Source organism: Georgenia sunbinii, from assembly GCF_036421875.1.
Classification (GTDB): Bacteria; Actinomycetota; Actinomycetes; order Actinomycetales; family Actinomycetaceae; genus Georgenia_B; species Georgenia_B sunbinii.
In genome coordinates, this window is the sequence record NZ_JAZGOL010000006.1 from 121061 (window position 1) to 145609 (window position 24549).

The following is a 24549-nucleotide window of genomic DNA, read 5'->3' on the forward strand; positions in this document are numbered from 1 at the left end:
GAACTCCCACGAGGCATGACGACGTCGCGTCACTCGGGGCACTGCTACCCGAGCTGGTTCTCCAGGTCGCGCTGCGCCTGCCCGAGCGCGTCCTCGACGGGTGTACCGCTGTCGAAGATCTGCGGCAGGACGACCGTGGTGAACATGCTGTCGACCGCCGGGAAGTCGGGGTGCGTGAAGCCCTCGAAGTGCCCGATGCCGTCACGGACCTCGTTGAGCACGTCGAACAGGTTCGTCGTGAAGTACTGGTTGAACCTGTTGTCCTCGGCGTGGGTGACCTCCTGGTCGTCCCACACCGCCATGCTCACCGGGTCGAACCCGAGGACCTCCCAGACCGCGACGTTCGCCTCCGGCGACAGCTTGGTGAAGGCGAGCCACTCGGCTGCGAGCTCGGCGTTCGGCGAGTCGGCCAGCACGGACGTGCCGGTGCCGCCGCCACCGATCGTGAGGACGTCGCTGCCCTCGATGACGGGTGCGGGAGCGATCGCGATCTTGCCCTCGAGGTCCGGCATGTAGTCGACGAAGCGCGAGGTGTACCAGCCGGGGTAGACGATCGCGGCGAAGTCACCGTTGTTGATCGCTCCGAAGGCCTCCTCGGTGTCCGGGCTCCCGCCCGGGATGGTCGACAGAGCGCCGGACTCCTGCATGCCGGCGAGCAGCGACAGGGCCTCGACGACCTCGGGGTTGTCGACGGCGACCTCGCCGTTGTCGTCGAACAGGTTGCCGCCGAGCTGGCTGAGGACCAGCGACTGGACGAAGGTGACCTCGGTCGGGGCTGGGCCGAACGCGGCGCCGGTCGCCTCGTTGTAGGCGACGCCGGCCTCCTCGAAGTCCTCCCAGGTCTCGATGGTGGTGTAGTCGACCCCGGCTCCATCGAGCAGCTCGGTGTTGTAGAACGCCACCATCCCGCCGACGTGGGTCGGGTAGCCGTAGATGTTGCCGTCGCGGCTGTACAGGTCGAGGCGGGCCTGGACGATGTCGTCGATGTACGGTGCGGCCGGGTCGTTGAGCGGGAGCAGCGGCGGGTTCGAGCCCATGACGAAGTTCCCGAACTTGCTCACCTCGATGTCGGCGATGTCCGGCATGCCGGACCCGGCGTTCACCGCGAGCTGGAGGTTGTTGTGCATGTCCTGGTACGGGTACACCGAGATCTGCAGGTCGATCTGCCTGTCGGGGTTCTCGTCGTTCCAGCGATCGGCCATCTCCTCGTACAGCGCGCCGTGCAGCTCGGCGAACACCCACATCTCCAGCGGGACCGGCCCGTCGCCGTTGCCGCCGCCGTTGCCGCTGCCCTCGTTGCTTCCGCCATCACCCCCACACGCCACCAGCAGGGCGCCGGCCAGGCCGGCGGCGGCCACCATCCTCAGTCGTGATGCTGTGCTCATGTCATGACTCCATCTCTTGTGGATTGTTAACCCTTGAGGGCTCCGGCGGTCATTCCAGCGATGAAGAACCGCTGGAAAAGGACGAACAGGATGAGAATCGGCAGGACCGAGACGAAGGCGCCGATGATGAGGAGCTCGTAGTTGTTCCCGTGCGGCGTCAGTAGCGTGTTCAACCCGATCGGCAGCAGGAACTTCTCCGGCGAGCGCAGCACGAGGAGCGGCCACAGGAAGTTGTTCCAGATGATCATTCCGTTGAGGATCGCCATGGCCGCCATCGCGGGTTTCGCGATGGGCAGGACGAGCCGGAAGAAGATCCCGAACTCCGTGACGCCGTCCACCCGGCCGGCCTCCAGCAGCTCGTGCGGGATCCCGAGGAAGTACTGCCGGAAGAAGAAGATCGTCACCGCGGCGGCGAGGAACGGGACGACGATGACGGCGTAGTTGTCCGCCAGCCCGAAGTCGTTCACCATGACGTACAGCGGCAGCATCATGATCTCGAACGGGACGGTCATGAGGAGCAGGACCGCGACGAACCCGACGTTCTTGCCCCGGAAGTTGTACATCGCGAACCCGTACGCGACGAACGAGCTCACCAGCAGCGTGCCGGCCACCTGCACGACGGTAAGCAGCAGGCTGTTGGCGAACCACCGGAAGTACAGGCCCGAGTCGGTCAGCAGCATCACGTAGTTGTCGAGCGACAGCGAGCTCAGGTCGACGTCGAAGGTGATGCCGTTGCGGATGATCGCGTTGCCGTCCTGGAAGGTCCCGACGAAGATCGCGATCAGCGGGATGAGGATGACCACAATGAGCGAGACCAGGAACAGTCCCTGGATCGTCCGGAACAACCCCCGTGGCAGCGGCCACTTCTCACGGCCCGCGCTCACCGGTTCTGCTCCTTCTTGAAGACTCCCGAAAGAGTGAGGTTGGTCAGGTTGATCACCATGATCACCACGAGGAGGACGACGCCCACGGCCGAGGCGAAGCCGATGTTGTTCTCCTCGATGCCTCGGCGGTAGAGGTAGCCGACCACCGTGAGGCCCTGGTTGTTGGGCGAGCCGTTGCCGGCATAGAGCATGAAGCTCTCGAGGAACATCGCCAGCCCGCCGTAGATGCTGATCGTCGTGACATAGACGATCGTGGGCTTGAGGTTGGGGATCGTGATCCAGAAGAACTGCTGGAGCTTGCTCGCGCCGTCGATGGACGCGGCCTCGTAGTACTCGGTCGGGATCGACTGCATCCCGGCGAGGAAGTACATCATGTTCACCCCGGTGTATCGCCACATCGCCAGCACCAGCAGCGCGATGAGGCCGGGGATGTCCTCCCGCAGCCACCGGACCGGGTCGATCCCGAAGAGGCCGATGACCTGGTTCATCAGGCCGGTGTGGGTCTCGGCGAACATCAGCCGGAAGATGATTCCCGCGACGACGACCGACGTGAGCGCCGGGACGAACATCGACGCCTTGAAGAAGGACTTGATGCGCTCGCTGCCGATCTTCGAGTTCACCACGGCCGCGAGCAGCATCGGGATCGGGATGAGGAGGACGAGCGTGAGCAGCATGTACCGCACGCTGTTGAACATCGCCTGCCAGAACACTCGATCGTTCACGAGCTTCCGGTAGTTCTCCAGCCCGACGAAGGTGGCGTCGCCGTAGAGCACCTCCTGCGTGCTGATGACGAACGCCCTGATGAGCGGGACCGTCCAGAAGGCGGCGAGGGTGATGACGAAGGGTGCGATGAAGAAGTAGGGCGCGGCCTTCTGCGAGTACAGCAGCCGCTTCGCTCGGCGGAGGCCGCGCTCCTCGCCAGGGATGGTGACCCTCGGCCTGACCCTCGGTCTGACCCTCGGTCGTGTGTCAGTGCTCATGCTCTGCTCACTGCTCCCAGTCCTCGTCGACACGGCCACCGGCTGCTGGCCGATGAGGCACCAGCACGATTGGTGTGAACGCTCTCATACTGATTCCCGCCTCCCCGTCGAGGTGACCGCGTGCGCCGCTGCGCGCTGACCTGCACCGTTGGCTCCGGCGAGCTCACCGACGGCGGCCTGTGCCGCCGAAAGTCGCTCACCTGCATTTTTACAACGTAGTAGATCCAGACGCTGCAATCGTGCAGCCACGGCCGTGGTGCTGTCAAGAGCCTGACGCCCGCGTGTTCCACGACGACGGCGCCGGCCGGGCGATGGCCCTTGACGCATCCGACCAGGGCACCCATACTTCTGGCCGAGGGCCTATCTACTACGTTGTAAATGGTCATCACCCACGGCCTTCGAGCAACACGTGGTCCTCGTCCAGCTGGGCGCATCGCGCCGTACTGGCGCCTGTCCCCGAGCGACATCGCGTGCATCGACGCACGCATCGATCGAGAGGAATAGTCGTGACGCATGTGAACGTGCACAATCGCCGCCGTACCGGTGTGCGTAGAACCGTGGGGGTGGTGGCGACGGCGGCGGTCCTGGCAATGGGATCGCTGGTCACCGCCCAGGCCGCCCCGGCCATCACCGAGGACTCATGGATCTGGCACCCGACCGAGGAGGTCAACCGCTTCTCGGTGCCCAACGAGGCGGTCGAGGCCGCTGCGGGCGCCGCACCCCAGGGCATGAACGTGGTGGGCGACTTCGGCCCGGGCAAGAGCCTGGCCAGGCTGAACACCGGGCTCGGCGGGGGGACGTGGAACGTCTCGATCGGCCCGCTCGATCCCGGCCTGTACACCTACCGGTACGAGGCCACCGTCGCGGGCAGCAACGAGCCGATCAGCTTCCGCAACCCCGACAGCCCCCAGCAGGTCACCTCGCAGCCGAGCTGGAACACGCTGTTCATCCCCGGCGCGTCGGTGCAGTGGATCTCCGACGTTCCCGCCGGCGGCGAGCTGCAGACCATCTCCTACGACAGCACGGTGACCGAGTCAGAGCGTTCTGCCGTGGTGTGGACGCCACCGAGCTATGACCCGGACCGCGCCGAGCCCTACCCGGTCCTCTACCTCCTGCAGGACGAGCGGCAGAGCCACCGCGAGTGGTCCGAGCTCGGTCGGGCGGCGCAGATCCTCGACAACCTGGCGGTCGAGGGTGAGATCGAGCCGATGGTCGTCGTCATGGGTGACGGTCCGGAGACCGACGCACGCGTCGAGGTCCTCGACAACATCGTCCCTGCCGCGCGCGACGCGTTCAACATCTCCGCGGACCCCGCGGACCAGGCGATCGCCGGCATCGGCCGCGGTGGCCTGCAGGCACTGAACCTCCTCCTCACCGACACCGGCGAGTTCTCGCACGTGGCGTCGCTGTCCGGCAGGCTCATCAGCAGCGTCAGCCCCACCAAGGCCGAGGCGATCAACGCCTCGACCGACCTGGTGCGGCTGTACGTGGGCAACACGACCGACCCGTCGTACAACCAGAACGTCAGCCTGCTCGGCAAGCTCGACGCCGCCGGGGTCGACCACGAGTTCGACGGCGTGACCCCCGAGACCGGCGGCAGCTGGGACACCTGGCGCAAGGCCCTGCACGACCTCGCACCCCGGCTGTTCCAGGACGTCGAGGACGACGGCCCCAGCGAGGGGCACCTCGCCGTGGACGGGCTCCACTCGCTGCCCGCGCCGGGAACCACCCCGACTCCGTGGATCGATGACAACGGCATCGTCACCTTCGAGACCGGCACCGAGTTCGCCGACGCCGACGAGGTGACGATCTGGGCGAACTGGGCCGCGGCCGGCAACTGGTCGCGGATCCCCATGGAGAAGCAAGGCGACCGGTGGCGGCTGACCCTCGGGCCGCTGGACGGCGGCTCGTACTACTACAAGTTCGTCGTCGACGGTGTCGACCACAAGGACGAGTCCAACCCGTCGAGCGTCGTCTCCGAACCGACGTGGAGCACCTTCTACGTGGCCGGGGACGGGATCCGCGGCGAGTACACCGGGGACGTCGCGCCCGAGTCGCGCGGCGACGTCGACGTCATGAGCTACACCAGCACCGCCGGTGAGCAGGAGCGGTCGGCCTACGTCTGGACCCCGCCGGACTACGATCCCGACCGCGAGCAGCCCTACCCGGTCTTCTACCTCCAGCACGGCGGCGGACAGACCTGGGCGGACTGGATCGAGGTCGGCTTCGCCGCGCAGATCCTCGACAACCACTACCTGAGGGGCACCATCGTCCCGATGGTCGTGGTGATGGCGAACGGCAACGGCGTCAACTACCCGAACGAGATCCGTCAGCGCCTCATCCCGACGGTCGAGTCCGAGTACCACGTCAGCTCCGACCCGGCAGACCGTGCCCTGGCGGGCCTGTCGATGGGGTCCGGCCACGCGATGTCCACGCTGTACGCCCACCCGGGCGAGTTCGCCTACGTCGGCGCCTTCTCGGCCTTCAGCCCCCCGCCGGCCGACGCCGACGTCGAGGCGATCAACGCCGGCACCACGCTGCTGCGCATCTACAGCGGTGACGTCCAGGACTTCACCTACGACGCCACCCTCGGCATGGTCGCCGCGCTGACCGAGCGCGGGGTCAACCACGAGTTCGCCACGATCATCCCCGGGCCGCACAGCTGGGACGTCTGGCAGAAGTCGTTGATCGACTTCCTGCCACGGCTGTTCACCGCCGACACCAGCGACGGGATCCCGATCGAGGCGACCATCCCCGAGCGGGAGGCGGGCGTGCTCGCGCTCACTGTCGGCGACTACGGCGACGGGGTGGCCCTGTCCACCCCGGAGAACCGCGCTGACCGGCTGCGGCTCCTGGGCTCGCTCCCCGAGGTCACGGTGAGCGACTCACGGACCGCGCAGCAGGCGGGCCTCGGTGGCTGGACGGTGTCCGGGCTGGCGGACGCGTTCACCTCAGCGGGGCGGACCGTGACGGCGGACCACCTCGGCTGGATCCCGAACCTGCGCACGCCCCGGCCGGGCGTGACCGGTGGCGCCACCGTCGCCACCGCGATCGATGACGGGTCCGGACTGGCGACGCCGAGGACCCTGGCATCGGCCGACGCCGAGGGGCGGGTCGGCTCGACGTCGGTCTCCGCAGCCTTGGTGCTCGACGTCCCCGTCGACACCGAGGCGGGGACCTACGCGGGCAGCCTGTACGTCTCGCTGTTCCCCGTGGACTGACGCTCCACGACCGGGCGCGGGGGGGGGGGGGGGGGGGGGGGGGGGGGGGGGGGGGGGGGGGGGGGGGGGGGGGGGGGGGGNCCGACCGACCGCGCTCATGCGTGTCCCGGCGCCGCAGCCCCGGCCGCCGTGCTACTCGTGCGGCTGGTGCTGCGCCCCGAGCGTCGACTCGCGCCCGACGACCCGGAACTCCGGCTTGATGGTGCGGGGCGGGGCTGGCTCCCCCTTGGCGTTGATCCGTTCGACCAGCAGATCCACCGCGATCGAGGCGATCTCGTCACGGCCGGTGTCGACGGTGGACAGCGACGGGAGCGCGAACCGCGACTCCTCGATGTTGTCGAAGCCGATGACGGCGACGTCCTCGGGGACCCGGCGCCCTTCCTCCCCGAGCGCGCGGAGCACGCCCAGCCCGAGGGTGTCGTTGAGAGCAAAGACCGCGTCGAAGCTGGTCCCGTCCGCCACCAGCGCGTGCGCCGCTGCCGCGCCGGACTCCCGGCTCCAGGTGGGGGTCTGCCGCACCAGGGTCGGGTCGAAGTCGACCCCGGCCGCCTCGAGCGCCCGCTGGTACCCGCGGATGCGCAGGCTTGCGGAGCTCGCGTCGCTGAGGTCGGTGCCGCTCGCACCGACCACCGCGATCCTCCGCCGTCCGACCTCCAGCAGGTGGGCCACCACCACCTCGGCCGCGGTGGTGTTGTGCATCGCGACGTGGTCCGTCGGCCCGCCGAAGATCCGCTCGCCGAGCAGGACGAGGGGGAAGGCGACATCGAGCAGCTCCGCGTCGCTCTGACCGAGCCCGACGGGACTGAGGATGAGACCGTCGGTGAACCGCAGCCGCCCGCCCGAAACGGCGATGAGCTCCTTGTCGCGGTCGCCGCTGGTCTGCTCCACGAGCACGCTCAGCCCGTGGTCCTGCGCGGCGTGGATGACGGAGTCGGCCAGCTCGGCGAAGTAGTTCTCGCGCAGCGCGGGGATCGCCAGCCCGATGACGCCGGTGCGGCCGGACCGCAGGCCGCGTGCCGACACGTTGGGACGGTAGCCGAGCGTGTCGATGGCTGCCAGCACCCGGTCACGCGTGGTGGGCCGCACGTGGGGATAGTCGTTGATCACGTTGGACACGGTCTTGACCGAGACGCCCGCCAACCGGGCGACGTCGTGCATCGTCGTGCCCATCGTTCTCCCGTTCGCCGAGATCCCCGGACGCCACATCAGGTGTCAGACTGCCCACAGTATCCGAGCCGTCCGCCGCGCGAGCCAACGCGCTCAACTCGCCCTTCTCCGTCAGAAACCGCCGCAGGAACGCACGACCATTGAACGAGAAGGACGAGCCGAGCGCGCGGCTACGCCTTGCCGGACGTGACAGCCCGCTCGAGCCGGGCGCCCTCGACGTCGACGTTCGGCAGCGCCCGGTCCAGCCAGCGCGGCAGCCACCAGGCCTTCTCGCCGAGCAGGCTGAGCACGGCGGGCGTGAGCGTCATCCGCACGAGGAAGGCGTCGACGAGCACCCCGAAGGCGAGCCCGAAGCCGATCGGCCGGATCATCGCCATCTCGGCGAACACGAAGCCGCCGAACACCGAGACCATGATGATCGCCGCGGCGGTCACCACCCGGGCGGACTGGTTGAAGCCCTTGACGACGGCGGTGCGCGCGTCCACGCCGTGCACGTGGACCTCCCGCATCGCCGAGACGAGGAACAGCTGGTAGTCCATCGCCAGCCCGAACAGCACACCGATGAGGATGATCGGCAGGAAGCTGAGGACCGGCCCGGCCTCGTGCACCCCGAACAGCCCCGACAGATAGCCGAGCTGGTAGACCGCGACCACGCCACCGAAGGCGGCCACGACGGTCAGCAGGAAGCCGGCCGACGCGAGCAGCGGCACCCAGATCGAGCGGAACACCAGGAGCAGGAGCAGGAGCGAGAGACCGACGACCACCATGAGGTAGATCGGCAGCGCGTCCCCGAGCTGCTCGGAGATGTCGATGTTCGCCACGGTCTGTCCGGTGTAGCCCACCTCGACGCCGTGCGCGGCACCGAGGTCGTCCTGGCCGGCGATGAGCGAGTCGACCAGCGCGACCGTCGCCTCGTCCGACGGCCCCTCGGCGGGCATCAGCTGGAAGGCGAGCGTGTCGCCGTCCTCGCTGACCCCGAACGGCACGACGTACTGCACGCCGTCGACCGCCTGCAGGTCCTCGGCGATGTCGAGCTGGAGATCGGTGAGCGCGGCGTCGTCCAGCGGTGCGTCGAGCCCGGCGACGGCGATGATCGGTCCGTTCGCGCCGGCACCGAAGTTGTCGCGGATGGTGTCGTAGGTCCGGTAGGCGGTGGAGTCGGCCGGCTCCTGCGCACCGTCCGGCAGCCCCAGGCGCAGCTGGCTGGCCGGGACCGCCAGCAGCGCGGTGATCGCGACGACGCCGAGGATCGCCAGCCAGGGCCGGCGCTGCACCGCCGCTGCCCAGCCACGGGAGGCGCCGTCGTCGCCGTTCCGGCGCACCAGCCGGGCGCGCTGCCGCGCCGGCAGCACCCGCTGACCGAGGAAGGACAGCAGCGCGGGGGTGAGCGTGATGGCGGCGAGGACCGCGACGACGACGGTTGCGGCGGCGACGAGGCCCATGGTGCCGAGGAACGGGATCCCGGTGATGGTGAGCGCCGCGAGCGCGATGACCACGGTGCCGCCGGCGAAGGTGACGGCGTTGCCGGCGGTGCCGGTGGCCAGCGCGATGGAGTCGCGCACGGCCATGCCCTCGGCGAGCTGCATCCGGTGCCGGTTGAGGATGAACAGCGAGTAGTCGATCCCCACGGCCATGCCGAGCATGAGCGCCAGCGCCGGGGTCACGCTGGTCATCTCGACGACGCCGCTGAGCGCCATCGCGCCACCGAGGCCGACGCCGACGCCGACCAGCGCGGTCAGCAGCGGCAGTCCCGCGGCCAGCACGGAGCCGAGGAGCAGGAGCAGGACGATGACGGCGACCGCGACGCCGATGAGCTCGGCCGGCCCCATGATGCTCGAGATGTCAGAGGTGATCTCGGCGCTGTAGTTGACCTCGACGCCGTCGGCGGCGAGGGCGTCGCCGACCCGCTGGACCACGGCGGTGACCTCGGGGTCGAGCTGCCCGCCGGCGGACTCGAAGCGGATCTGGGTCATCGCGACGTCGCCGTCCTCGGAGACCTGGCGCAGCCCCTCGGTGAGGTCGGCGAGCCGTTCGCCCTGGTCGAGCTGGGTCTCGGCGGCGGTGAGCTCCTCCTCGCCCTGCACGAGCTGCTGCTCGCCGGCCTCGAGCTCCGCGCGGCCCGCGGCGAGCTCCTGCTCGGCGGCGTCGAGCTCGGCCTCGGCGGCCGCCAGCTGCTCCTGCGCGGCGGCGAGCGCGGCCGGCGGCATCGCGGTGCCGGCGGCCTCGAGCTCGGTGCGCTGGGTCGCGAGCTGCTCGCGACCGGCGGCCAGCTCGGCCTCCCCCTCGTCGAGCTGCGCGACGGCGGGAGCGAGCTGCTCGCGACCGGTCTCGAGCTCGGCCCGTCCTGCCTCGAGCTGCTCCCGCCCGGCGGCGATCTCGTCGCGGCTGGCGTCCAGCTGGGCCTGGGTGGTGAACGGGTCGGAGGCGTCGATGACGCCGTCGAGGTCGGTCCACTCCTCGGTGACCTCGGCGACGGCGGCACGCTGCTCGTCGGTGAAGGCGTCGTCAGCGGTGAAGGTCACCGTGCCGATACCGCCGGCAGCGTCGGGGATCTCCTCCTCCAGCTCGTCGAGCACCTGCTGGAAGCGGCTGTCGGGGACGGTGAACTCGTCGCCCAGCGGCTGGCTGAAGGCGAGGGTGCCGCCGACGGCGAGGGCGATGATGACGAGCCAGGAGATGACGGCGGTCCAGCGGTGCTGGGCGCTCCATCGTCCGACGCGGTGCAGGAGTGCGGCCACGGTCTTCCTTTCGGGGGTTGTTCACTGGCGGCGGGCGCCGGAGGCGTGCGGTGGTGGCCCGGTCGCTCACAGCACGAGCTCCCCGGGCGGGGCATCAGAGGTCGGGTCGGGGGTGGCGCCAGCCGTCGCCGGCGTAGCCGAGGACGCGCGCGAGCTCGTGGTTGAACGCGGCCACGGCCTCCTCGGCGCCCAGCTCGGCCGCGGTGGGCAGCCAGGCCTTCTGGACGACCTCGAAGATCGCCATGACGGCGGCGGCGAGCGACCTTGCGCGGAGGTCGTCCTCGGTGCCCAGCCGCTGCTGCAGGACGCCGACGAGCCACTCCTCGTGGTGCTGCCAGACGCGTAGCTCCAGCTCGCGGCCCTGGGCCGAGGAGGGCCTCGCGGCAGGGACCCAGCCGAGCAGGATCTCGGCGCCGAGCGGCTGCTCGCGCAGCGCCGCGATGATCGCGGTGATCGGCTGCTCGTCGGCCGGCCGGCGGTGCAGCACCTCGGCGATGCGCTGGAGCGGCGCCGCCAGGTCAGCGGCGACGACCCCTTCGATGCCGGCGAAGTAGTTGAAGAAGGTCCGGCGGGAGACGCCGGCACGCTCGGCGATGTCCTCGGCGGTGACGTTCTCCAGCCCGCGCTGCTGGCCGAGCTCCCGGGTGGCGTCGATGAGCGCCTGCCGGGTGCGGGCCTTGTTCAGCTCGCGCCGGCTGGTGGGTTCGGACATACCAACCAGTGTTCGCCTCGCCTGCACTGCGTGCAACTTTGCCCGGAGTGCAATCGGCCACACGGTGGCGGCGGCCACGTGGCTGGCGGGTGCTGGTCGGGCGCAGTTGGTAGGCCGGGGCTGGCCGGGCCGGTGCTCGTCGGCCGGTGCTGGCCGGGCGACTACCGGTCCGGCCGGTGCAGCTCGGCCGGACGCTCGAGGACGACGGCGGTGAGCGCCCCCCGCACCTCCACCGGCGCCGCGTCGAGCGGCAGCTCGTCACCGGCCGGCGTCGTCCATCCGCCGTCCCGGGCGGGGACGGGTGCGGTGCCGAAGAACTCGGCGAACACCGCGGCGGACGCCTCGACCGCAAGGGTCGGCCCGTTGGGCGGACCGACGCGGAAGCCCGCGCGGACCAGCGCCGCGGCGACGTCCGTGACCGTCTCGGCGCGCGGCGCCTGCCCGAGCAGCGCGGCCGTCGCCGGCGCCGGGCCATGGCTCTCGGTGGCCGGCCGGAGCATGACGATCGCGACGACGGGCGGCCCGCCGTCGTCAGGGGCGGCACCGGCCCGGACCGGCTCGGCAACGTCCACCGGGGCCGGGGACGGCTCGTCCGGCGCTCGCTCCGGCAGGACCTGCTCGTGCGGCGCCGGGTCTGCCGGGTCTACCACCGGCGTCACCGGCTCGCCGGGCGCCGGTTCGTCCACCGCCGAGACCTCCTCCCGCGCGAGGACGACCGCCTCGTACGCGTCGACCAGGCCGTGGCCGGTGGCGGTGTCCGGCCCGGCGACCGCCTCATGGCCGAACTCCGGGTGGTTACTGCCGGTGGTGATGTCCCGGGCCGAGGCCCGCAGCAGCTCGCGCACCCGCGGTGGGGCAAGGCCCGGTGCGGTCTGCATCAGCAGCGCGCAGACCCCGGCGAGCTGCGGGGCTGCGGCCGAGGTACCGCTGAAGGCGGCCCACCCGTCGTCCGGCGCGGTCTCGTCGCCGTCGGGGTGGCTGCCGCCGGCGTTGCCCTCGTCGATCACCGAGCCGGCGGGCACCGGGAGCATGAGGTACATCGCGTGCGGCAGCAGCCCGACGAGGCCGCAGACGTCCGGCACCCGGCGTCCCGGGTAGATCGTCGAGACGAAGCCGCTCGCGTAGTCCGACGCCCGCAGCTCGCCGTCGAGGGTGAGGTAGGCGCCGCCCGCGGCGATGACGTCCGGGTGCTGGCCGGGGAAGCCCCACGAGCCGTTGCCCGCCGAGAACACCACGACGACGCCGCTGGCGACGGTGCTCGCCACCGCCGCGGCGAGCGCCTGGTTGGCGGCGCTCAACGGTCCGGTCGGCTGGCTCGAGCCCCAGCTGTTGGTGATGATGTCCGGCGCGAGCGCCGCGGCAGCGTTGAACGCGGCGGTGACGTTGACCAGCGCGCCGGACGAGGCCGCGGTCTTCACCGGTAGCAGCGTGACGCCCGGCGCCGCCGCGAAGATGTTGGCCGACTCCCCGGTGCCGTGGCCGTTCTCGTCGAGGTCCGGGTCGGCGGTGCCCGGCCCCAGCACCACCGGCTCCACCCGGTAGCCGTGCTCGGCGAAGAACGGATGCCGCTGGAAACCGGTGTCCACCATCGCCACCCGCACGCCGTCGCCGGTCACCGACCGGTGCGCGAGGTCGGCCTTGAGTGCGGCCGCAAGCTCTGTCGGCAGCGCCAGGTGCCAGTAGTCGACGTTCGGCGGCTCGGCTGCGACAACGTCGACGTAGTACGGCTCCTCGATGGCGACACCGGTCAGCACCTCGCCGAACGGGGTCCCCGCGGTCTCGATCAGCCCGCTCGTTGTGCTGCCCATGCTGCCCACGGTGTCGATGAAGGTGCCCGTCGTCGCGACGGAGCCCGGCTTGATGACCGGCCGCTCCTCGGTGAAGAGCCGGGCACCGAAGGCAGCCTCGAACAGCTCGGCCGGACCGGCGAAGTTCACCATCAGGCTCGTGGCCTGCAGCACCTCGAACCCCGCCTGCTCCAGCGCGACGACCGCCCGCCGGACGGCATCCTCGGTGCACGTCAGCTCAGCGATGGTCGCAGCCGTCACCTGGAGGTCCGGCGAGAACAGCGAGCGGCCATCGACGGACACCGGTGAGGCGACCGCGAAGATCTGCTCAGGGAAGTCTCGGCCGCGCCTCTCGCGGTCGTCCGTCGCTGCGCTGCCCATCGCGGCCCCCTTGCCTGGAGCGTTGCGAGACCTCCCGGTCCAACCGGTGGACGTCCTCGCTGACGCTGTCGGTCTTGAGCGTACGTCGGAGGTCGGCCGATGGCGCGGTGGGCGCACCGGGGCGTCACCGGCCGGCGCCGAGGCGTCGTACGCTCCGGGCGTGGAGATCGTCGTGGCGGAGTCGGCGGACGGCGTCCACCTGTCGCCGTGGCAGCCCGGCGCGGATCAGCCCGCGGAGGTCGTGCCGCGTGAGGAGCTGGCGGCCCGGGTGCTCGAGCTCGAGGCCGACGGCCCCCGGTGGGTGTGGGCGGACACCGCCGCGACCTACCCGGACCTGCTCGCCCGGGGCGTGCGGGTGGCGCGCGCCCACGACCTCACGCTGTGCCGGACCATCCTCGGTCGCGCCGTCGGCGCCCCGCCGGACGCCGACAGCTGGGAGGTGCCGGACGCCGCGAGCCCGGACGCGCCGCCGACCCTCTTCGAGTCCTTCCCGATGGCGCCGTCGCAGGTGCTCGATGAGTACCGCCGACAGCGGGAAGGACTGGCGACGGCGCCGGCCCGTGGCCGGCTGGCGGCGCTGCTCGCGGCCGAGTCCGCCGGTGCGCTCGCCGCCGCGGAGATGCGCCACGACGGCATGCCGTGGAGCCGTCACGAGCACGACCGTCTGCTCACCGACCTCCTCGGGCCACGCCCCTACCCGGGCGCCGTGCCGGTGGCGCTGGTGGGGCTCGCGGCGCAGGTCCGCGCCGCGCTCGACGCCCCGCGGCTCAACGTCGACTCCCCCACCGAGCTGCTGCGGGCGCTGCGGTCCGCCGGCGTCGAGGCTCGCACCACCCGGACGTGGGAGCTGCGCGAGATCGACCACCCCGCCATCGCGCCCCTCCTCACCTACAAGAAGCTCTCCCGGCTCCACACCGCCAACGGCTGGGCGTGGTCCGACGCCTGGGTGCTGCCCGGCCCCGGCGCCCGCGAGCGGGTCCACCCGGACTTCGTCCCCGGCGGTGTGGTCACCGGGCGCTGGGCCACCCGCGGCGGCGGCGCGCTGCAGCTGCCGAAGGCGGTGCGCGCCGCGATGGTGGCCGACCCGGGCTGGCGGCTCGTCGTCGCCGACGCCGCTCAGCTCGAGCCGCGCGTGCTCGCCGCGATGTCCCGCGACCCGCGGATGGCCGACGCCGGTCGCGGCACCGACCTCTACCAGGGGCTGGTCGACACCGGCGTGGTGGACACCCGGGCCCACGCGAAGGTCGCGATGCTCGGGGCGCTGTACGGCGCGACCACCGGCGAGGCCGGCGAGCTCGTGCCGCGGCTGGTGCGGGCCTTCCCGCGAGCGCTGGCGGCCGTCGAGGACGCTGCTCGGATCGGGGAGGCCGGCGGCGTCGTGCGGACATGGCTCGGGCGCACCTCCCCGCCGCCGGCCGGCACCTGGGACGTGGTGCAGCGCCGGGCGAGCGAGCAGGACGCCACCGAGGAGGACCGCCGGCGGGCCGGCCGGCAGTCGCGGGACTGGGGCCGGTTCACCCGCAACTTCATCGTGCAGGGCACGGCCGCCGAGTGGGCGCTGTGCTGGATCGCCGAGCTGCGCGGCCGGTTGCGGACGCTCGCGGCACCGGTCGCCGACGGCGCCGCCGGAGAGGTGGCCGGCGCGGTGGCCACCGGCCCGCACCTGGTGCTGTTCCTCCACGACGAGGTCGTCGTCCACACCCCGGCGCACCTCGCCGAGGAGGTGGCCGCGGCGGTACGCGAGGCGGCCGCGAGCGCCGGGCGCCTGCTGTTCGGCAGCTTCCCGGTGGACTTCCCGCTCGACGTCCACGTCGTCGACCACTACGGCGCCGCCGACTGACCCAGCTGCACCTGCCCGCTTCCCCACCCCCAGGGTGAAACGGGGTTTCCGATCATCATCCGGGGGCCCGACCACAGGTATTTGATGCAAACCCCCGAAGCATCGCCCTAGCCCGCTCATCCCTCGCCGCGCCCGCGCCCCAGCGCCCGGGCGCCCGGTGCCCGGCGACCGGGGCACCGCGCGCGCAGCGGACGGCGCGGACCTACGCTGCGGGGATGACCGAGGGTGCGGGTGCCGGGGGGACGGTCCTCGGCGTGATCCAGGCCGGCGGGCACGGCAGCCGGATGGATGTGCTGACGCGGGAACGGGCAAAGCCGGCGCTGCCGTTCGGCGGCGGGTTCCGCCTCATCGACTTCCCGCTCTCCAGCTTGGCGCACGCCGGCATCACCGACGTCTGGATCTCGGTGCAGTACCAGTCGCGGACGCTGGACCGGCACCTGGCCCACGGCCGCCCGTGGGACCTCGACCGGAGCCGCGGCGGGCTGCGGATGATGCCGCCGGAGGAGGGGGCCGGGTCGGCGGTGCAGAGCGGGTTCGCGGCGGGCAGCGCCGACGACCTCGATCAGATGCGTGACGACATCGAGCAGCACGGGGCCGAGCTGCTCGTGGTGTGCAGCGCCGACCACGTGCACAACGTCGACATCGCCCGGGTGCTCGCCGCCCACCGGGAGGCCGGCGCCGAGGCCACCATGGTGACGGCCGAGGTCGGGGTGACCGAGGCCGTCCACCACGTCGTGGTGCAGACCGGTGCAGACGGCCGCGTCACCTCGACGGCGGAGAAGCCGGAGCACCCGAACGGCGGGACGGTGGCCGCCGAGATCTACGTGCTCGACCGCAGGGTGCTGCTCGGCGAGCTGGAACGCCTCCGCCGCCGGAAGCACGACACCGGCGCCGACGACACGGGGCTGGGCGACATCGCCCTCCACCTGCTGCCCGCGCTGGCCGCCCGAGGCTCGCTGCTGGCCCAGCCGATCAGCGGCTACTGGAAGGACGTCGGCCGCCCGGAGGCGTACCTGCAGGCTCACCGCGACCTGCTCCGCGGCCGCATCGACGTGTTCTCCCAGCCTCACCGCCCGGTGCTCAGCGCGCCGGCGACCGGCCTGCCGTCCGACGTCCGGGACGGCGCCACGGTCCGGGACAGCCTGCTCGCCCCTGGTGCGGTGGTGCACGGTGAGGTGGAGCGCAGCGTGCTCGGCCCGGGCGTCGTGGTGCAAGCCGGCGCACGTGTCGTCGACAGCGTCCTCTTCGAGGGCATCGTGGTCGAGTCGGGCGCCACGGTGCATACCGCTGTCCTCGACCGCCGGGTCCGCGTCGGCCGGGACAGCACCGTCGGTGCCGCTCCCCGCGCTCGCCGGCTGCGGGAGTCCGTCGTCACCCTCGTCGGCGCCGACGCGGTGGTGAGGCGCGGCACCACCCTCGACCCGGGCGCTCGCATGGAGCCGGGCAGCACGACCTGAGCCTCACGGCTGCGTTCTACACGGCGCCGACCGACGCGGACGAGACCTATCGGATGCTGTCAGCCGAGATCGCGTCGAAGCGCAGGTGAGGCCCGGACCTCGGTGGTCCGGGCCTCACGGCTACGCCTCACCGGCGCGACTCACGCCTCTCAGGCGCGGGAGCGACGCACCTTGAGCAGGAGACCACCGGCAATGGCAGCGAGCGCCACGACGACGGCGAGCGCCACCGGCGCACCGGTCTGGCTGAGCTGACCGCCGGAGTCGTCGCCAGCAGAGTCGGCCCCTCCGGCGCCAGACCCGTCAGCGCCGGAGCCGCCACCGTCCGAGCCGTCACCCGATCCGTCGGCGCCCGCACCACCCGCACCGTCATCGTCGCCATCGCCTGGCGCGGTCGGCCCGTCGGTCGGACCATCGGTCGGACCACCCGTCGGCTCGTCCGTCGGCTCGCCGTCAGGCCCGTCACCCGGCCCGGCCGTCGGCCCGTCAGTCGGCTCCTCCGTCGGCCCATCGGTCGGCTCGTCCGTCGGCTCCGGCTCCGGCCCCGGGTCCTCGACACCGTCGAGCGGCGCGAGGTACCGCTCGGTGCCGCCGGTGGTGTTGAGCGCGATGTCGTACCCGCCCAGCTCGCCGGACGGGAGCTGCACCCGGAAGGCGAGCCCGCCGTCGTCGTCCAGCTGCCGCTGCTCGACGAAGACGATGTCCGCGGTGGCCGGGGCGTCGGCGTCAGCGTCCTCGTCGATGACGAGGACGCTCAGCCACTCCCCCGCCAGCTCGGCGCCGGTGGTGACGACGACGTCCGCGTACCCGCCGTCGGCCGGGCTCGCCTCGTGGGTGATGGCGGGGTCGGCCGCGGCGGGGGCCAGCACGGCCCCGCCCAGCGCGAGTGCACCCGCGCCGATCAGCATGCTTCTCATGGTGGTCCTCATCGTCAGTTCTCCTCCGGAGCGTCCTGGAGCACCGGACGTCCGGCCTCCGTGTCCCACTGCCACACCTGGTCGAAGTCCCACCCCAGGCCGTCGCGCCAGGTGGCGACGTCGGCGACCTCGGCGAGGGTCTTGGTCTCGCCGCGCTGGGTGTCGGGCCCCTCGGCGGTGACCGTCTCGACGCCGACCACCAGCGCCTCGGAGGCGTAGTTGTTCGTCATCGTCGCGGTGTCCCCGTTCAGCACCCGGGCCACGACCCGGCTGACCTGGCTGAACCCGGTCACCGACTCGTTGAGCGCGAAGCTGTCGCGCACCGTGGTGCCGGTGTACGCGTAGCCGGAGATCCCGCCGGCGTTCTGGTTGTCGACCGTCTCGACCGCGCCGGTCGCGTAGACCCGCTCGGTGAGGCTGCCGCGGCCGGTGATGCCGACGACCCCGCCGGACTGCCGCCCGCCGTCGGCGGTGACGTCTGCCGTCGAGTAGGCGTCGCGGACCTGGCCGTTGGAGTAGCCGACGACGCCGCCGACGGTGGCGTGCCCGGTGATCGACCCGGAGGTCCACACCTGACTCACCTCGCCGTTGTTGGTGTCGACGAGCAGCCCGACGTTCTCGTTGCTCGTGGTCACCGCGGCGTCGACGAGGCCGAGCCGGGTGACGGTGCCGTTGTTGACCGTGACCAGCCCGCCGGTGGCGGAGTCGTAGCCGGTGATGCTGTGCCCGGCGCCGTCGAGGGTCCCGGTGAGATCGGCGATCTGCGGCTGCTCGGTCCCGGTGAGGTCGAGCGGGCCGCCGAGCCGGAAGTCGGCCGCCGGGTAGGCGGCGATCTCGGCGAGGTCGGCGGGCTCCTCGATGAGGAAGAACCCGTCGGTGTCCTGCTCGAGGGCCGGCTGGTCGAGCGGCGGCAGCGGTTCCACCGGCTCGCCGGTGTACTCCTCGGTCACCACTCGCAGCACCGGACGCCCGGCGTCCTCGTGCCAGGTCCACACCGAGTCCAGGTCCCAGCCGAGGGTGTCGGCAAAGAACCCGGCGTCGCGGGTCTGGCGCAGCGACGCCGTCGCCCCCATCCATCCGGTGGGACCGACCGGCTCGGTGGTCAAGACGGTCTCGGCGACCAGCGCCTCGCTCGCCCACAGGTTGGCCAGCGTCGCGGTGTTGCCGCCGAGCACCCGGCCGAGCACCCGGTGCGCGTAGCTCGACGCCGTCACGCTCGGGTTGAGTGCAATCACGTCGCGGATCTCGGTGCCGGTGTAGCCGTAGCCGACGACGCCGCCGATGTTGCGGGTGCCGGCCGAGACCGTACCGGTGGCGTAGACGTTCTCGGTCACCGAGCCGGCAAGCGCCACGCCGATGACACCGCCCGCCTCGGTGGCGCGGGTGTGGACGTCGGCGGTGGAGTAGACGTCGCGCACGACGCCGCCGGAGTCGCCGAGCACCCCGCCGACCCGCGAGCCACCGCTGACCGTGCCGGTGGTGAAGACGTTCGCCACCGTGCCGTTGCTGACGTTGGCGAGGATGCCCACGCGTCCGCCGTCGAGGTCGACGGTGGCGTCGACGATCCCCAGGTCACGGACCGTGCCGTTGTTGATGTTGATCAGCCCGCCGGTCGCCGAGGTGAGGCCGGTGATGACGTGGCCGGCGCCGTCGAGCTCGCCGGTGAACGGCCGCAGGCCGCCCAGCGGCTGCCAGTCGGTCACCTCGGTGAGGTCGAGGTCCGCGGTGAGCACGAACTTCTCCCCGGGGAACCGGGTGAGCTGGTCGAGCCCGGCCGCGGTGGCGATCTCGTAGTAGCCGTCGGCGTTCGGCTCGCCCGGCGGGCGCGGCACGACGTACTCCTCGGTGTTGCCCTGGAGCACCGGGCGCTGCGCCACGGCGTCGAAGGCCCAGGTGCCGTCGAAGTCCCAGCCCAGGGTGTCCGCGTAGAGGCCCTGACTCTCGGTCTCCGCCGCCGGCACCACCCGACCGTGGAGGTTGTCCTCGGCCGGGGCGTCGGACAGCGACTTCACGCTGACGAACGAGGCGTCGGTGGCGAGGTTGCCGGCGAGGTCCGCCGTCTGCCCCGCGAGCACCCGCCCGACGACGGCGTGCGCGTACGACGGCGCGGTCACCGACTCGTTGAGCGAGATCACGTGCTCGACCACGGTCCCGGCGTAGCCATAGCCGACCACGCCGCCGACGTTCCGGGTGTCGGAGGTGACGTTCCCGCTGGAGTAGACGCGCTCGGTGGTGGAGCCGCCGAGCGCGACCGCGACGACGCCGCCCGCCTCGGTCGTGCGCGAGCGCACGTCCGCGGTGGAGTAGGAATCGCGCACGACACCCGTGGAGTCACCGACGAGCCCACCGATCCGGCCGTTGCCGGTGATGGTGCCCGAGGTCCACGAGCCCTCGATGGTGCCGGTGTTGTAGTCGGCGAGGATGCCGATCGTGCCCTGTGCGGACTCGATGTCCGCGTCGATCACCGCAAGGTCGCGGATGGTGCCCGCGTTCGTGGCGAACAGGCCGGCGCCGCCGGTGTCGGGCGCCGCGTAGCCGGAGATCGCGAAGCCCTGACCGTCGAACACCCCGGCGAACGGGGTGGCGCCGGCGCCGATCTGCGGCCGGACCTCGCCGTCGAGCTCGAGGTCGTTCACCAGCGCGTAGTAGCCCTCGGGCTCCCACTGGATGTTCTCGATGTCCTGCCACGTGCGGATCTCGTAGGGGTCCTCCTCGGTCCCGCCGCCGAGCATGCCCTGCCGCAGCTCGACCGGCGCCTGCAGCGGTACGCCGGTGCCCAGGCCGTCCCAGACGAACAAGCGGACGGTCTGGCTGGCGTCGATGGGCAGCGGCTCGTCGAAGGCGACGAACTGCTCACCTCCGCGGTGGTCGAGCTCGACGTCGGCGACCCGCAGGTCGACGAGCTCCTCGACGTCGTAGTCGTAGGCGGCCACCGCGACGGTGAGGTCGTCACGGGCGCCGGGGTAGCTGAGGAAGCCGACGCCGGGCAGCTCGCGGTCCGTCATCGTGGCCGAGCTCAGCCGCCAGGTGCCCTCGGGCTGGGTGACGGTGAACTCGTCGACGACCTCGCCGTCGACCGTGTACGTCGTCATCTCCAGGCCCGCGTCGGTCACCTCGAGCACCGCACCGACCTGGGTGTTGTCGTCAAAGACGACGTCGTCCCACCAGAACTCCTGGTTCTCGTAGAACTTCGGCCCGGCGGAGCCCATCGTCACGTGCGTGGTGCCGGCGGCCTCCTCCTCGGGGGTGGCGGCGAGCGCGTCGCCGTGGATGGTCGACCGCTTGTAGACGTGGTCGTGGCCACCGATGTAGAGGTCGACGCCGAGCTGGTCGAGGGTCTGGCTGACCATCGCCCGCTCGTTGTTCATCCCGGCGTCGTCGGCGTGGCTGCCGCCGTAGTAGGAGAAGTGCCCGGTGACGACCTTCCACGGCTTGTCGGTGGCGCGCATGTCCTCGACCAGCCAGTCGAGCTGGGTCTGCAGGTCGTAGTTGGAGTTGAGCACCGAGAAGTGGATGTCGCCGCGGTCGAAGGAGTAGTTGGACTCCCCGACCTCGCTGCCGTTCTTCGGGTGGTTGAACATCGCCCGGAAGATCGCGTTGCGCTCCGGCGACAGGACGTTGAACTCCTTGTCACCGTATGTCTCGTGGTTGCCGACCATGGTGGCGAGCTGGAGGTCGAGGTCGTCGAGCACCCAGTCGAAGGCCTGCTCCCAGTACTGGCCGCGCCCGCCGTTGTCGACGAGGTCACCGACCTGGAGGAGGAGGTTGCCACCGGGCTGCTGCTCACGCACCTCGTCGAGCATCGCGGTGAACAGCGCGTGGTCCGACTCGAGCTGGCTGCTCACCTGCAGGTCACCGAGGACGTAGATCGGGGCGTTGCCGGTGCCGCCGGCGAGGAACTCGCCCTGCGCGTCGGTCCAGCCGCCGTCGGCGCTGACGCCGAAGCGGTACTGGTACCGCTCGCCGTCGTCCAGCCCGGAGACGTTGAACTCGTGGGAGCGCAGCGGCTGGCCGGTGATGGAGTCCTGGTAGGTCGCGGCGTCCTCGGTGGCGACGGTGTCGACCTCGAAGACCTGGCTGGTCTCGGCCTCCAGGGTGACCGCCGCGGACCAGTCGTCGCTGCCGGCCGGCAGCACCTGCGCCCAGGCGTCCTCGATCTCGAGGTCGGTGAGCACCGACAGTCCGGCATCGCCGCCCTCGGCGCCGACGTTGGCGACGGTGCCGAAGTACTGGAAGACACCAGCGGGGTCGAGCACGTCCTGGCCGATGACGATGCGCTGCAGGTCCGCGGCGACGTTCCCGGCGGCGTCGGTGGCCTTGGTGACGATGAAGTGGTCGCCGTAGCTGGCAACGGCGAACCCACCGTCGACGACGGGCACCTCGCCGCTGCTGTCGTAGACGGTGACGTCGATGGTCGGCTCGGCGCCGCCGTCGTCGGTGGCGGTGGCCGCCGGCAGCAAGATCTGCTGGCCGTAGCCGACGGTCTCCGGCGCGGCGGCCACGGTGAGGTCGGGGGCGTAGTCGGCGCCCGTGACACGCTCGCCGATCCAGACCGGAGCCGAGATGACCTCGTCGCCGTCAGCCTGGGTCGCCTTGAGCCAGTAGTAGTCGCCGTCGGCGACGTCGAGAGTGGTGCTCAGCTCGACCTCACGGCCGCTGAGACCGTCGAACTCGTGGGCGACCTCACCGCCGTTGGTGTAGACCACGGCGGAGGCGAAGGAGTCGTCCTCACTGTCGTCGGAGAGCACGACGTCGAGGGTGAGCTCGGTGGTGCCGGCCGGCAGGATGGAGCCCATCTGCTGCTCGTTGGCACCGAGCTGCAGCGTGGCGTCGACGTCGAAGGTCGTGTACATGCTGCGGTCACGCATCGCCTGGTAGAGGCCCTCGAGGCTGTGCTCAGCGGCCCACACCCCGGTGTGCGACGGGTTGCCGGTCACCCACGTGGGGCTGTGCTCGTCACCGGACCACACCGGGGCCAGGTGCCAGCCGGCGTCGAGCGCCTTGACGAAGGTGTCGTGGTAGCTCGCCGCCTTGTACTCGAACAGCGGCACCTGCGCGTCGGCCTCGGGTGTGAGGTGGCCGAAGCCGAAATGGCCGTGGCCGGACGCGGCGTGGTTGAACTGGCCGATGGCGTCCGGGTCGAGGGTGAGCCGGGCGAGCACCGTGGGGACGTCGTACATGATGTGCCCGGTGCCCCAGGCACCACCGCCGCCGCTCTGCGCGGTGAGGAACCAGTCGGTGTTGAAGATGTTCATGTGGCCGCTCTGGTTGTACCAGGTGACCTCCTCGCCGATGAGGGTGAGCAGGTGGTCGCTCGCGGCGTTGAACTCCTCGGACTCACGGTGGCTGTAGCTCCACTCCTCGGAGTGGGACTCATGGCGGTCAGTGGTGAAATGGTCGGCGTTGCGCAGGTCGAACACGACGTCGTGATCGGTGACGGCGAAGAAGTCGACATTGGCGTTCTCCGCGACGTGCTCGAACGCGTCGCTCGGCAGCTGCTGGCCGTCGCTGATCGAGGTGTGGGAGTGGACCTCGGCGCGGTAGTGGTTCTTGCCGAGGTACGCCGGCCGGTCCTCGTCCGCGACGACGTCCGCGGCGGCCAGCGGCGCGGCGGCGGCCAGCGGCGCGGCGGCGTCCTCGTCGTGGTCGTGCTCACCGGCGGTGGCGCCGATCGTGAGCGGGTCGACCGGCACGTCCTGCGGCGGCGCGGTGTCCGGCGGCAGGTCGGTGCCCGCCTGCTCGTCCGCGGCCGGCCCGGGCTCAGCCGGCGCCGGCGTCGCGCTCGCCGGGGCCGCGAGCAGCCCGCCCGCGGCGAGTGATGCCCCTGCCAGCAGCGCGGTCGCCCGGCTGCCTCGCCACCGTGGTGACGTACGTGATCTCATGTCCGCTCCTCTTCGTCGTTAGGCCCCGAGGAGGCTAGGAGCGAGGCATGTCCGACTGGGGCCAGCCAGGTGAACACGGAATGAACGACGGCGTGGCGCCACGCCCGGGCGATGAGTTCCCGGCGGTTCGCGAGTCATACCAGGTGCAGCGGCGCACGTTAACCTCGCCAGCTGGCAGGCCACCCGTGACGAGCTCCTGGTCCGGGAGAGGGCCCACGCCCGAGGGGGACGCCAGCGCCGCGGCCAGCCGCCGGCTGCCGATGGTGGAGCTCAACGGCAGCGTCGAGGTGGTCGGGGCCGACGGGCCGGTGCCCTTCCTCGACCTGTTCCAGGGTCGCGACGTGCTCGTCGTCTACAAGCCCCACATCGTATGACGTACCGTCACCGGACACCATCTCGGCCGGGTCTTGCGAACACTCGGACGTGGGTGTGCCCGATGACCTGCACCGTTCCCGCAACGGGTTCGCCTTACGGGACGGCTGGCGGCTGTTGGGTCAGACCGATTTGGCCAGCAGAGGCAGGGCGGTCATGTCGTTCTTGCGCAGGCTCCGGCGGACATGGGTGTGGAAGCTGGGCCGGGTGAGCATGGCGAGCAGGAACCCGCGGGCACCGTGGGGGACCCGCACGTAGTTCACGAACACGTACGGCGATGCCGTTTGGTCTACCGGCTGCAGCAGTGTGGTGTTGTCGACGCCGAGCTTGTCGGGGAACCAGCCCGCCACCTGGTCGAACCCCTCCATGGCCACGGCGGGGTGTTCGGCGGTGAAATGGTTGAAGAGGAAGGTCGCCGACCTGGTGCGGTCGGTGTCTCCGATTCGCCGAGTGTTCTGCGCCGGCATCACGAAGTCGGGTCCGAGGTCTTGCAGGTCCGCTTCGGCTTGGGCCAGCCGATCGGGTGTACGGGCTCTGACCAGCGTGAGGACGTCGTATCGGGGTATGCCGGGCAGCGGCGGGATCATCTGGGTCTCGAAGACGGTCGCGCTCACCACACCCTCGTGGCGTTCGGTAGCCGCGGTGTAGGCGCGACAGCGTTCGATCACCCGCTCGCGCTGGTCGCTGCGCCGCACGATGGGAAGTCTCGTCGGGGGGTCGACACGCCAGCCGGCGTACAGGAAGTGATCCGTGGTCGGCTCCTCGAAGGCGGCCCGGCCGTAGGTGGGTGATCTGTCCGGTGTCATCGTCGCTCCTCTCGCGTGTCCGG

13 protein-coding genes and 1 pseudogene are annotated in these 24549 nt (G+C 71.3%); 4 read left to right on the forward strand and 10 right to left on the reverse strand.

Annotated elements, in window-relative coordinates:
- Positions 1-44: 44 nt before the first annotated feature.
- The 3 genes from V2J52_RS14715 to V2J52_RS14725 are packed head-to-tail and all read right to left on the reverse strand — an operon-like array spanning position 45 to position 3249.
- Positions 45-1385 carry an ABC transporter substrate-binding protein gene (locus tag V2J52_RS14715; RefSeq protein ID WP_331228482.1) on the reverse strand — a complete coding sequence of 447 codons (1341 nt, stop codon included), beginning with the start codon at positions 1383-1385 and terminating at the stop codon, positions 45-47.
- A gap of 26 nt (positions 1386-1411) precedes the next feature.
- A complete protein-coding gene (locus tag V2J52_RS14720; protein WP_331228483.1) occupies positions 1412-2269 on the reverse strand; it encodes a carbohydrate ABC transporter permease in 858 nt (285 codons plus the stop codon).
- Positions 2266-3249, reverse strand: coding sequence for a carbohydrate ABC transporter permease (locus V2J52_RS14725; RefSeq protein WP_331228484.1), 984 nt, complete (start codon positions 3247-3249; stop codon positions 2266-2268). The genes V2J52_RS14720 and V2J52_RS14725 overlap by 4 nt, the downstream gene beginning before the upstream one ends.
- A gap of 566 nt (positions 3250-3815) precedes the next feature.
- Between V2J52_RS14725 and V2J52_RS14730 the strand changes: the two genes are divergently transcribed.
- Positions 3816-6470 carry an alpha/beta hydrolase-fold protein gene (locus V2J52_RS14730; protein ID WP_331228485.1) on the forward strand — a complete coding sequence of 885 codons (2655 nt, stop codon included), beginning with the start codon at positions 3816-3818 and terminating at the stop codon, positions 6468-6470.
- 132 nt (positions 6471-6602) lie between these two features.
- On the opposite strand, the gene V2J52_RS14735 is transcribed toward V2J52_RS14730, so the two are convergent.
- The 4 genes from V2J52_RS14735 to V2J52_RS14750 form a co-directional block, all read right to left on the reverse strand.
- Positions 6603-7640: a LacI family DNA-binding transcriptional regulator gene (locus V2J52_RS14735; protein ID WP_331228486.1), complete on the reverse strand. Its 1038-nt coding sequence runs from the start codon at positions 7638-7640 to the stop codon at positions 6603-6605.
- A gap of 167 nt (positions 7641-7807) precedes the next feature.
- Entirely contained in the window at positions 7808-10375 is a 2568-nt protein-coding gene (locus tag V2J52_RS14740) for an MMPL family transporter (protein ID WP_331228487.1), read from the reverse strand.
- Between the two features lie 94 nt (positions 10376-10469).
- The gene (locus V2J52_RS14745; protein WP_331228488.1) at positions 10470-11087 is read right to left on the reverse strand and encodes a TetR/AcrR family transcriptional regulator; all 618 of its coding nucleotides are present in this window, start codon (positions 11085-11087) and stop codon (positions 10470-10472) included.
- A 161-nt stretch (positions 11088-11248) separates the two neighbouring features.
- The gene (locus V2J52_RS14750; RefSeq protein WP_331228489.1) at positions 11249-13255 is read right to left on the reverse strand and encodes a S8 family serine peptidase; all 2007 of its coding nucleotides are present in this window, start codon (positions 13253-13255) and stop codon (positions 11249-11251) included.
- A gap of 160 nt (positions 13256-13415) precedes the next feature.
- On the opposite strand from V2J52_RS14750, the gene V2J52_RS14755 reads away from it, so the two are divergent.
- Positions 13416-15095: a bifunctional 3'-5' exonuclease/DNA polymerase gene (locus V2J52_RS14755; RefSeq protein WP_331228490.1), complete on the forward strand. Its 1680-nt coding sequence runs from the start codon at positions 13416-13418 to the stop codon at positions 15093-15095.
- Positions 15096-15310: 215 nt separating this feature from the next.
- Positions 15311-16552 (forward strand): glucose-1-phosphate adenylyltransferase family protein, encoded by a 1242-nt coding sequence (locus V2J52_RS14760; RefSeq protein WP_331228491.1) that lies wholly within the window; start codon positions 15311-15313, stop codon positions 16550-16552.
- Positions 16553-16701: 149 nt separating this feature from the next.
- Here V2J52_RS14760 and V2J52_RS14765 read toward each other — a convergent pair whose 3' ends face one another.
- Together V2J52_RS14765 and V2J52_RS14770 are read right to left on the reverse strand one after the other, a co-directional pair.
- Complete coding sequence (locus V2J52_RS14765; protein ID WP_331228492.1) at positions 16702-17466, reverse strand: PT domain-containing protein; 765 nt, start codon at positions 17464-17466, stop codon at positions 16702-16704.
- A gap of 14 nt (positions 17467-17480) precedes the next feature.
- Entirely contained in the window at positions 17481-23348 is a 5868-nt protein-coding gene (locus V2J52_RS14770; RefSeq protein WP_331228493.1) for a metallophosphoesterase, read from the reverse strand.
- A gap of 136 nt (positions 23349-23484) precedes the next feature.
- Here V2J52_RS14770 and V2J52_RS14775 point away from each other — a divergent pair.
- Positions 23485-23707: pseudogene (locus V2J52_RS14775) on the forward strand (DUF899 family protein); the annotation flags it as partial.
- Positions 23708-23842: 135 nt separating this feature from the next.
- On the opposite strand, the gene V2J52_RS14780 reads toward V2J52_RS14775, so the two are convergent.
- Positions 23843-24526, reverse strand: coding sequence for a hypothetical protein (locus tag V2J52_RS14780; RefSeq protein ID WP_331228495.1), 684 nt, complete (start codon positions 24524-24526; stop codon positions 23843-23845).
- Positions 24527-24549 lie beyond the last annotated feature (23 nt).

Excerpts from the sequence above, each read along its gene's own strand:
- V2J52_RS14715 (WP_331228482.1), bottom strand. The coding sequence starts at position 1,385 with ATGAGCACAGCATCACGACTGAGGATGGTGGCCGCCGCCGGCCTGGCC.
- V2J52_RS14725 (WP_331228484.1), bottom strand. The coding sequence starts at position 3,249 with ATGAGCACTGACACACGACCGAGGGTCAGACCGAGGGTCAGGCCGAGG.
- V2J52_RS14735 (WP_331228486.1), bottom strand. The coding sequence starts at position 7,640 with ATGGGCACGACGATGCACGACGTCGCCCGGTTGGCGGGCGTCTCGGTC.
- V2J52_RS14745 (WP_331228488.1), bottom strand. The coding sequence starts at position 11,087 with ATGTCCGAACCCACCAGCCGGCGCGAGCTGAACAAGGCCCGCACCCGG.
- V2J52_RS14750 (WP_331228489.1), bottom strand. The coding sequence starts at position 13,255 with ATGGGCAGCGCAGCGACGGACGACCGCGAGAGGCGCGGCCGAGACTTC.
- V2J52_RS14760 (WP_331228491.1), top strand. The coding sequence starts at position 15,311 with ATGACCGAGGGTGCGGGTGCCGGGGGGACGGTCCTCGGCGTGATCCAG.
- V2J52_RS14765 (WP_331228492.1), bottom strand. The coding sequence starts at position 17,466 with ATGAGAAGCATGCTGATCGGCGCGGGTGCACTCGCGCTGGGCGGGGCC.
- V2J52_RS14770 (WP_331228493.1), bottom strand. The coding sequence starts at position 23,348 with ATGAGATCACGTACGTCACCACGGTGGCGAGGCAGCCGGGCGACCGCG.
- V2J52_RS14780 (WP_331228495.1), bottom strand. The coding sequence starts at position 24,526 with ATGACACCGGACAGATCACCCACCTACGGCCGGGCCGCCTTCGAGGAG.